We start from the raw sequence: 8602 nt of genomic DNA on the forward strand, positions 1-8602 counted from the left end.
CGGCGCAACCCGAAGGGCGGCAGTTCTTTTTCGCCAGACTTCGTTGCTTGCTCCTTACAGATCCACTTCGGGATATGCTCGTCGCTCGCGCCTCGTCTGGCCGAAAAATCCCTTGCCGCGAACGTGAGCGTATTTATGAAATGGACCACTTAGCCCTGATCAGGCCGTGCGGCGAGGATTACCTGGATCGGCCCCCGGCCAGGACGCTAATGCTCTTCATTCAGACAGGGCAGCGTCAAAATGTTTTTAGCCGCATGGCCGTTTATGCCGTCCAATCCTTCGCGATGCCGCCAGATTTGGAACTTTCGTGTGTTTCGTGGTTATTCTCTTCCCTTCTGCGTTCTTTGCACTGCCGGCCGTCCCACTGCGCTCACGTTTGCGAAGACCTTTGACCGTGGATTTCGCGGATGGACGCGGATGAGAGTGGAGCGGAGTTGGGCGTCCTGGTTTTATCCGCTAATCCGCGTGATCCGTGGTTAATCGGGTTGCGGCTTCGGGGTTTCTCGGTTCAGTGCGCGCAGCTTCTCCGGAGAATTCGCTCTCCGTTTTCTCCGTTACCTCCTGTTCAGAACGAACCCCAAGATGACGAAAATGTAATCTGGAGGTCATGGTCTCGTCCGGGCATCGGTTGCAGACTGGAAGCCATGAAAATCCCGATCACTGATTCATTTTCACGCAGACAAACCTTGAGCCATGGATTCCTTCTCGCGTTTGTGTCTGTGTTGGCACTCGCCGTGCCGCTTTCCGCCGCCACGTACGTTGGCAGCGCCACGTGCAAGACCTGCCACAAGGACAAGTCCAATGAAGGCTGCGGCCATTGCCACATCCGCGCCGAGAGCGCGGCCACGGGCAGTTTCACCAACAAGCAATTCAATTTCCCGATTGGCTATGAAGCGGGCAAACCGGAAACCTTGAAATTCATCCCGCAAACTCTCTCGGACACGGCGTCGTCCTTTTTCCCGGACGGCACGTCCAAGCGGCATCGGCAGCAGTATCTGGATGTGAATTATCCAGGTTTCCGCGTCACCAAGCACTATGAGAAGAATGTCACTTGCACGAGTTGCCACGACCCGCACACGTCGGGTCTAACACGGTTTCGGCAGGGATTCCCGCCAACGCCAATGCTCCCACCAACGGCGTCTATGGCGTGGTCCTTTATGACAACTACGCGGGCGCCACCAACTTCGCGAAGTGGGACGGCGAAGGCCTCAAGGCCGGCTTCAGTTGCACTTCGTGCCACGCCGGGACGGATCCCAAGCACGTGCATTACTTCACGCCCAAGGCCCAGGCGGCCGCGGTGGACTGCATCGACTGCCACATGCCCGACGTCATCAACGTGAACAGCGCCTCCCTGCGCGGCGCGCTTCATACCCACACCTTCAGCTCAATGCGTCCCGAGATTTCGCAGAAATACGGCGCGGACAGTCAGGCGAACTCCTGCACTTACCGCTGTCATCAGGACAAAGGCAGCACGAAGAGCGAGCGCGCTCAATGGGCCGCGAGTTATTTGACGTCCCATCTGCAACTGGTTTCCATCACCGGGACGGGAGCGAGTCTGCGGCTGACTGGCATCAGGAATTTCTCCTACACGAAGGCTCGCGCGACTTGAGCACGTGGATGCCGATCGCGACCAACCGGGCGAATGCCAGCGGCCTGCTCACTATTCAGGACAACTCCGCGCCTGGCGCCTACAAGTTCTATCGCGCGAGCGAGAAGTAGGCCGTCGCGATTTCGATGGATGGGTGCCAGTGATCGGCTCATCGCCCTACCGTCAGGTGCATGAACAGAAAACCGTGCGGACCGGAGCCTTCAGGCTGCTTCCGCGCACTCTCCGGAGCCCAGCGTTGAAGCGGCCTAAAGGCCACGGTCCGTAGGAACAGTTCATGGGATGTCTCTCTGGTTTCAAAACCACGCCCTCGGCCAATGAACCGAGGCCGTTCTCCTCGCCCGCTCACGCCGTCCCTGCCCGCTGATTCTGCCCGCCACTCCGATACTCCTCCCCATTCCCCGCCCTCAGGCCGACTTGCTTTGCACCGCGGGCGAACCCACAGATGCCGGCGCGGAAAGTTTTCGGTGGAGGCCGCCCTTCCTCAGCCGCGCTGCTACACAGTAGCCGACAAACACCAGATCGAGCGCGACCAAACCCGCAACCCATTCAACCCCGCCTCCACCAAATCCATAGCTGTGCAGTCCTTTGCCCAGGACCAAATTGACCCCATACCACGCCATCAACACGCCGTTGAAACAGACCGCCGCCGCCACGCTCAGGCCGAAGTTTCCCCACCATCCCGCGAGCCGGCCGTGCAACGCGAAAATGTAAAGCAAGAGCGCGATCAACGCCCACGTTTCCTTGGGATCCCAACCCCAAAAGCGGCCCCAGGAATAATTGGCCCACACGCCACCCAGAATCGTGCCGATCGCCAAAAGCAGCACGCCAATCTGCAGCGCGCGATACAGCAGTTGGTGGATTTGCGAGCGCTCGTTCACCGCGGCGGGTTTGAACAGATAAAGGCTCAGGATCACATGGCCGAGTCCCATCGCCAGCGCGAATGCCGCGTAACCAAGCGTGATGCTCAAGACGTGAGTCACGAGCCAGAAATTGTCGCGTAACACCGGCGGCAACGGGCCAATGCTCGCGTTGAACACCGACGGCAAAGAGTCCGCGAAGATCAATCCCAAAATCGCCAGCGGCGCCGCGGTCAACACGTAAAGTTTGGAACGATAGATCAGCGCGAAAATCAGCGCGAAGGCCGCCACGCCGAGCGCCACCCACACCACCGATTCGTACATGTTCGTCACGGGCGCGCGTCCGGCGATCCAGCTTCGCAGAACAAATCCGTAAATTTGCAGAGCCAATCCCGCGCCGAAGAGCGCAAGGCCGGCGCGCATCGATTTCCAGATCAGCAATCCGAAAAACGCCGCCAGGTAAAGGACCCAGGCCCAGCGGAAGGGATGGAGCCGATTGTAGTGAACCTCGCGTTCGATCGCGCCGGACGCCGGATACACGTCCGCAGCCAGCCCCGCAAGCCGGGAGCGGAACTCGCGTGTGTTCGAGGCGAACCCGCTTGCGTCGCTGGCGCGATACGACTCGGAGACCTTCCGGAACAATTCTCCTAGCTCGCGGCCCACGGGTTCGCCGTGCGGTGCGGCTGCCTCTTTGAGACTGACCCAGGGCGCCTTCGCGCCCTTCGAGTTGGGAACAATCGTCAAAGCCTCACCGCTCACGATTTGATTCAAAAGATGGAGGCGCGAGAGAACCGTCTCGACCTCCTTTTGAAGCGCGGTCAGATCCTCTCCCCGCCGGCGCGTGGCTTGAACTTGCGTCTCGAGTTCGCCGAGCGCGTGGTTCTGGGCCAGCGTCTCGAAGGAAAACAACCGCGTGGTCGCAGGCAAACCGAGCGTTCGCTTCAAATTCGCGTCGGAAACGACGACCACCGGAAACGCCTTCCAGTCGCGGCTGCCGCTCCACATGGACATCAAGGCGTCCATCGCCTGGATGCGCTGGCCGGTTTGCGGATCGTTCAAGGCGCGGCGACCGGAGAGGGTTTGGAGCGATTCGCTGGCGAAGGTGTCGAGCGGCTTTTTCCGTCCGCCGGATTGAATCACAATGCGCGCGGCGTCATCGAAATTCAATTCGGCGGCCAGGAGCGAAGGAAGCCAAAGGGCCACGAGGAAGACCAGACCGGCCCGGAGAAGCTGTGCGGATTCTCGATTTAGGCCCCGTTTCCCCTCACCCCGGCCCTCTCCCTGGGGGAGAGGGGAAATGCTTCGCTGCGGATCCTGAAATCCGATACGACATGATTTCTGCCACCGCGGGAAAGAGAGTTTCCTCTCCCTGAGGGAGAGGGACAGGGTGAGGGGAAAGGCGGCGTCTATCCAACGAGCGCGTATGCCCTCAGTTGAAGGTGGGGCGAGGCTCCCGCCGAGCCAATGCCATCGAAGAAAGGCTCCGCAGGAGCGTCGCCCCACCGTCGTTAACGGAGGGGATACACGAGCGCCTGGAATTCTCATGATGGGATCAAAGCAAAGCGTTTTCATTGAACGGAACTTCTATGGGAGGTTCGATTTAAGCGACATGAGCCGCTCGCCGTGGGTAAGGTTTGACGTAGAACATCGTGAAGATTCCCGCGCAGACCAACAGCGAGCCGATCCATTTCAAGGACCATCCCGGATCTTTCACCACTTGCAGCGTCGTCTGGGAAAGATCGTTCGGATTCCACGACGCTTGCGAAAACTTGTAGGCCGTGCCCAACAAGCTCACGCCGGGAAAATCCGGATAATCCGCCGGGTGATTCATCCAGATCGCGCGTTGGAGGGTGCTGTTGTCCTTCGGGGCGATGAAGCGGACGTGGCTTTTGAAACCTGCCGGGCTTTGCGTCCCCTCGTCGCGTTCCACCTCGAAGTCGTCCAAAGCCACGCTGAAATCGAGCGGGCGCACTTTGCGGCCAAAGGAAAAATGAACCCTCTCGCTGCCGATCGACGCGTGCGCCGGCGCGCCGGAGGCGATCCATTGCTGGAGAATCTCTGCGCCGCGCCGCATCCGGACGAGCACGCCCGGGGCGTTGATCGATTGCGCTCCGGCCTCATTCATCGGCGCGAGTTCATCGCGGACCGCGGCGTGTTCAATCAGTTCCTCGACCCGCATCTTCCAATCCGCCAGGCCGAGCGGGATATCCTGGCCGATCGCCAAGGTTCCTTCTTCGGCCTTGCCCTCTTTTGAACGGATCGCAAAGCGCAACTTTTGGTCGATCCCGTAAAAAATCGTCAGCCCGGCGCTGGGCGAGGTTCCATGCGGGGAAGCGGCCTGTTCCGCGGGTTTGGGGGAACAGGCTTTCTGTTGGGAGTGATCGCACTCGCCTTCTTCCCCGTGATCGCAGTCGCGAGAGGCTGCTTTGCCGGAAGCGGCAACCCCTGCAATCTCGAACACCAATGCTGGATTGATAGGCGTGTCGGAAACACTGACGGCCTCCTTATTTTCCAGGCGGAAATCCGGCAGGAATTTCGCGCGATTCAGCGTCCAGGCCGTCCCGGACAAAGGCACATCACGATCCAGGATTTGGTTCACCGCGAACTCAAAGCGCCGCTGATCGACTTGCAGTTCCAGGGTTCCCTTTCGATCTTTGTCCTCCGTCGCCTGGGGATCGAACCGAAAGGCGGCTTTGATTCCGGTCGGCGGGCCGCTCAGGGCGCGCGCCATCGTCATATCGGGCAGTTTGGCAAAGACGAAATGTCGTTCCCGAGACTTCTTCGCCTGGCTGGAGTCGGCTGCTGTTGAATTGGGCAACGAAACTGGAGAAGACGCGTGGATTTCCCTCTCACCCGTCCTGCGGACACCCTCTTCCCCACTGGGGGAGAGGGATGGGGTGAGGGGGTTCGGTTCCTGGGAAGCCTGCTTGGTTTCAGAACCATGCTCTCGCCCCATGAACTCGGTAGGGCGAGTCCGTCCCGGCGAGCCGATCGACGTGCGTGGAACAGGTCCAACTCGGCTTGCTGGGGACAGGCTCGCCCTAGCGTCAGGTTCATAGGAAGGTTGAAGACCATGCGCTTCGGCTGTGCTCAATTCAACACCGGTGCGCTTCACGCTTTCGCCCGAGGCAAATCGGATCTGCGCCGGGCCGAACTCGATCGTGTCGCGTGCCGCGTCGCCGAGCACCAGCCATTGCGAGATCGGCTGAGGAGCCATTGCGCTTTGGAACACCAGGCGCACCGCCGGCGAACCGTTGGACGCGGTCTGTTCGACGCGCGTCAAAACACCGAGTTCTTTGGCGTAATCGACCAAAGCGACCTGAACGTCCTTGAGCTTGAGTTGAACGGGACGCTTCGCCGTGGGGGGGCGAACGTCAAGATTTACCAACCTGGATTTGCGCTCGCCCAATCCCGGCGCACTCGCCTCGAAGACCGTTTGATTCAAGACGAGCGAATCGACCGGCTTCGCTCCTTTGAACAAGGTCACAAACCCTTCAACGCCCCAGGTGCGCCCGATCATCGCTCGGACGAGCATCACCACAATCCCGGCGTGGGTGATGATGAAACCGAGGTGGTGCGGCTTCCACGGATACCGCAGCAGCACCGCGCAGATCAGATTGACGCACAGCAGAAGCAGCCACGCGATGAACCAGGGCGCGTCATAGACGTAGGCCTGGGCCATCGCGGTATCGAATCGGGATTCCGCCACCGTGCCCACCGCGCAGGCTACGATGATGACGGCCAGGAGGATCATCGCCAATCCCAGCGAGCCGAGGAATCTCAGCAAAGGCCGGGCGAAGTTCGAGTGTTGAACGAATGGCATACTCTGATTTTGCCGCGCTCCGGGCACACCGCGTCCGTCCTTGCTCAATCAAGAATCGTCGCTGGCGCCGCTAATTTAGGCTTGTCGTTGCCCGCAGAAGTCCGCAGATTTCCACCAGAGCGCCAAATTCCTCCTTTTTGTGGTCGACAACTAATCCACGGAAATCTGCGGAGTCTGCGGGCAACGTAAATGCTGGATGCAAGAGGCCCGTCACCGGATGTCGCCCCGGATTCAGGCTTGTCCCTTTACTGCCCATTTCATTCTTCGCATCCATCGCGGCCAAGATCGCAGAACGTGGAAAAGCGCACTACCCGCCCCTTGGCCAGCTTTTCTCCTTTTTTGCTGCGCTGTAGGGACACGAATGGAGTGGACGCGAGGCTCCGTTGACACGAATTGCGCGAGTTCTCGCGCATGAAATGCTCTCGATCCGAACAATGGATGCCGCTTGCGCGGCTGCGGAGGCTTTGGTTAAAAAGGGCCGTTCTTTGGCGAAAGGCAACCCTATGTTACAGGAGCAAAGGCAGAGTTCGATTGGCCCCGACGGCGTTTTTGCGGTCATCCTGGGCGGAGGACAAGGCACGCGTTTGTTTCCGTTGACCAAGGACCGCGCCAAGCCAGCCGTGCCGCTCGGAGGCAAATACCGGTTGGTCGATATCCCGATCTCGAATTGCATCAATTCGGGCTACAAGCGGATGTATTTGATGACCCAATTCAATTCGGCCTCGTTGCACCGCCATATCGCCCTCTCCTACAAGTTCGATCATTTCTCCCGGGGCTTCGTGGAAATCCTGGCGGCGGAGCAAACGCTGACGGACACTTCGTGGTATGAAGGCACGGCCGATGCCGTGCGCAAGAACTTGATTCATCTCCTCGGCCACACCTTCGACTACCTCCTGATCCTGAGCGGAGACCAGTTGTATCGCATGGATTACCGCGCGATTGTGGATCAGCACGTGAAGAAGAGAGCCGATGTCACCGTCGCGACCATTCCCGTGCCGCGCCGCGACGTCGCCGGGTTTGGCATCATGCAGATCGGCCCGGATTTGCGGATCAATCGGTTTGTGGAAAAGCCGAAAGATCCGGCCGTTCAGGAGAGCCTGCAGCTCGATCGCGACATGTACCCCGTGCTGGGAATCGAGGACGACGCCGAGCTGTTCCTGGCGTCGATGGGGATTTACGTGTTCAACCGCGAGGTGATCGTCCAACTGCTCGATGACGACTTGATGGACTTCGGCAAGCACGTCATCCCGGACGCGATCGGCACGCACCGCGTCTTTGCCTATGTGTTCCAGGGTTATTGGGAGGACATCGGAACGATCCGGACGTTTTTTGAAGCGAACCTGGAAATCACGTCCGTTCTGCCTCGCTTCAATTTCTTCGACATGAGCGCGCCGATTTTCACGCAGCCGCGCTATCTGCCGGCTTCAAAGATCAACGGCGGAAACTTCGAGCACTCGCTGATCTCCGACGGGTGCATCATCAACCATTCGTCGTTCCGCCATTGCCTGCTCGGCATACGCAGCGTCGTCGAACAGGGCTGTCACCTGGAACGAACCGTCGTGATGGGGAACGATTTTTACGAATCGGCAGGGTCGATCTCCAAGAATGAAGCTCAGGGACGGCCCCGCATTGGCATCGGTCGGAATACCCGCATCGAAAATGCCATCATCGACAAGAATGCGCGGATCGGAAGCCATTGCTCGATCTCCCCGGCGGACAAGCCCAAGGATTTCGATCACCCGCTTTACTACATCCGGGACGGCATCGTGATCATTCCGAAGAACGGAGCCATCCCGCACGGAACGGTGATCTAGACCAATTCACCCCGCAGCACGGTTACGGCCTTCCCACCGAGGAACACACGGTCTCCAGCCACGCGCACTTTCACGACGCCGCCTCGCGCGGAAGCTTGGAAAGCTGTGAATTCAGCTTTGATCCGTGAAAGCGTCAACCTGATAAACTGTCAGGCGCATGGGGCAGCCGTCATCATTTCGGCCAACTTAGTGGTCCGTTTCGTAAATACGCTCACGTTCGTTGCGCCCAATTTGGCCTGGGGCAAGGCGCGACGAGCGAGCATCCCCCGCCAGTGGGGCTGTGACCGAGGAGCAACGCAGCCCCAGGCAAAATTCGGCGCAACCCTAAGAGCGTGTCCGAAAATTCCGCGGGGTCTTGTTTTCGCGCCAAAGGCCGGATGGCGAGGCGCAACGAAGGAGAATATCCTCCCTGGATCTTCGACTGAGGAGCAACGAAGCCAGGCGGCCTTTGGCGCGAAAACCCTCCGGGCGGCGGGTCTTTTGTCCGTGGCCTGCGTTG

General features: G+C 59.5%; 6 protein-coding genes and 1 pseudogene. 3 read left to right on the forward strand and 4 right to left on the reverse strand.

Features of this window, described 5'->3' with window-relative positions; all coding sequences use genetic code 11:
• Positions 1 to 671: 671 nt before the first annotated feature.
• On the reverse strand, positions 672 to 1034 hold the full coding sequence (locus FJ398_23025) for a hypothetical protein (GenBank protein MBM3840778.1): 363 nt from the start codon (positions 1032 to 1034) through the stop codon (positions 672 to 674).
• A gap of 26 nt (positions 1035 to 1060) precedes the next feature.
• Here FJ398_23025 and FJ398_23030 point away from each other — a divergent pair, with 26 nt between their 5' ends.
• Positions 1061 to 1609: a hypothetical protein gene (locus FJ398_23030; GenBank protein ID MBM3840779.1), complete on the forward strand. Its 549-nt coding sequence runs from the start codon at positions 1061 to 1063 to the stop codon at positions 1607 to 1609.
• A 404-nt stretch (positions 1610 to 2013) separates the two neighbouring features.
• Here the strand turns inward: FJ398_23030 and FJ398_23035 are convergent, their stop codons facing one another.
• Both FJ398_23035 and FJ398_23040 read right to left on the reverse strand, forming a co-directional pair.
• Entirely contained in the window at positions 2014 to 4038 is a 2025-nt protein-coding gene (locus tag FJ398_23035) for a hypothetical protein (protein MBM3840780.1), read from the reverse strand.
• Between the two features lie 28 nt (positions 4039 to 4066).
• Complete coding sequence (locus tag FJ398_23040) at positions 4067 to 6289, reverse strand: hypothetical protein (GenBank protein MBM3840781.1); 2223 nt, start codon at positions 6287 to 6289, stop codon at positions 4067 to 4069.
• A 503-nt stretch (positions 6290 to 6792) separates the two neighbouring features.
• On the opposite strand from FJ398_23040, the gene FJ398_23045 reads away from it, so the two are divergent.
• Entirely contained in the window at positions 6793 to 8103 is a 1311-nt protein-coding gene (locus FJ398_23045) for a glucose-1-phosphate adenylyltransferase (GenBank protein ID MBM3840782.1), read from the forward strand.
• Here the strand turns inward: FJ398_23045 and FJ398_23050 are convergent.
• Positions 8100 to 8222, reverse strand: a pseudogene (locus FJ398_23050) (oxidoreductase). The gene FJ398_23045 and the pseudogene FJ398_23050 overlap by 4 nt on opposite strands.
• Positions 8223 to 8292: 70 nt before the next feature.
• Here FJ398_23050 and FJ398_23055 point away from each other — a divergent pair.
• A partial coding sequence (locus tag FJ398_23055) for a hypothetical protein (protein ID MBM3840783.1) occupies positions 8293 to 8602 on the forward strand: 310 nt, incomplete at its 3' end.

The organism is Verrucomicrobiota bacterium, assembly GCA_016871535.1.
Classification (GTDB): Bacteria; Verrucomicrobiota; Verrucomicrobiia; order Limisphaerales; family SIBE01; genus VHCZ01.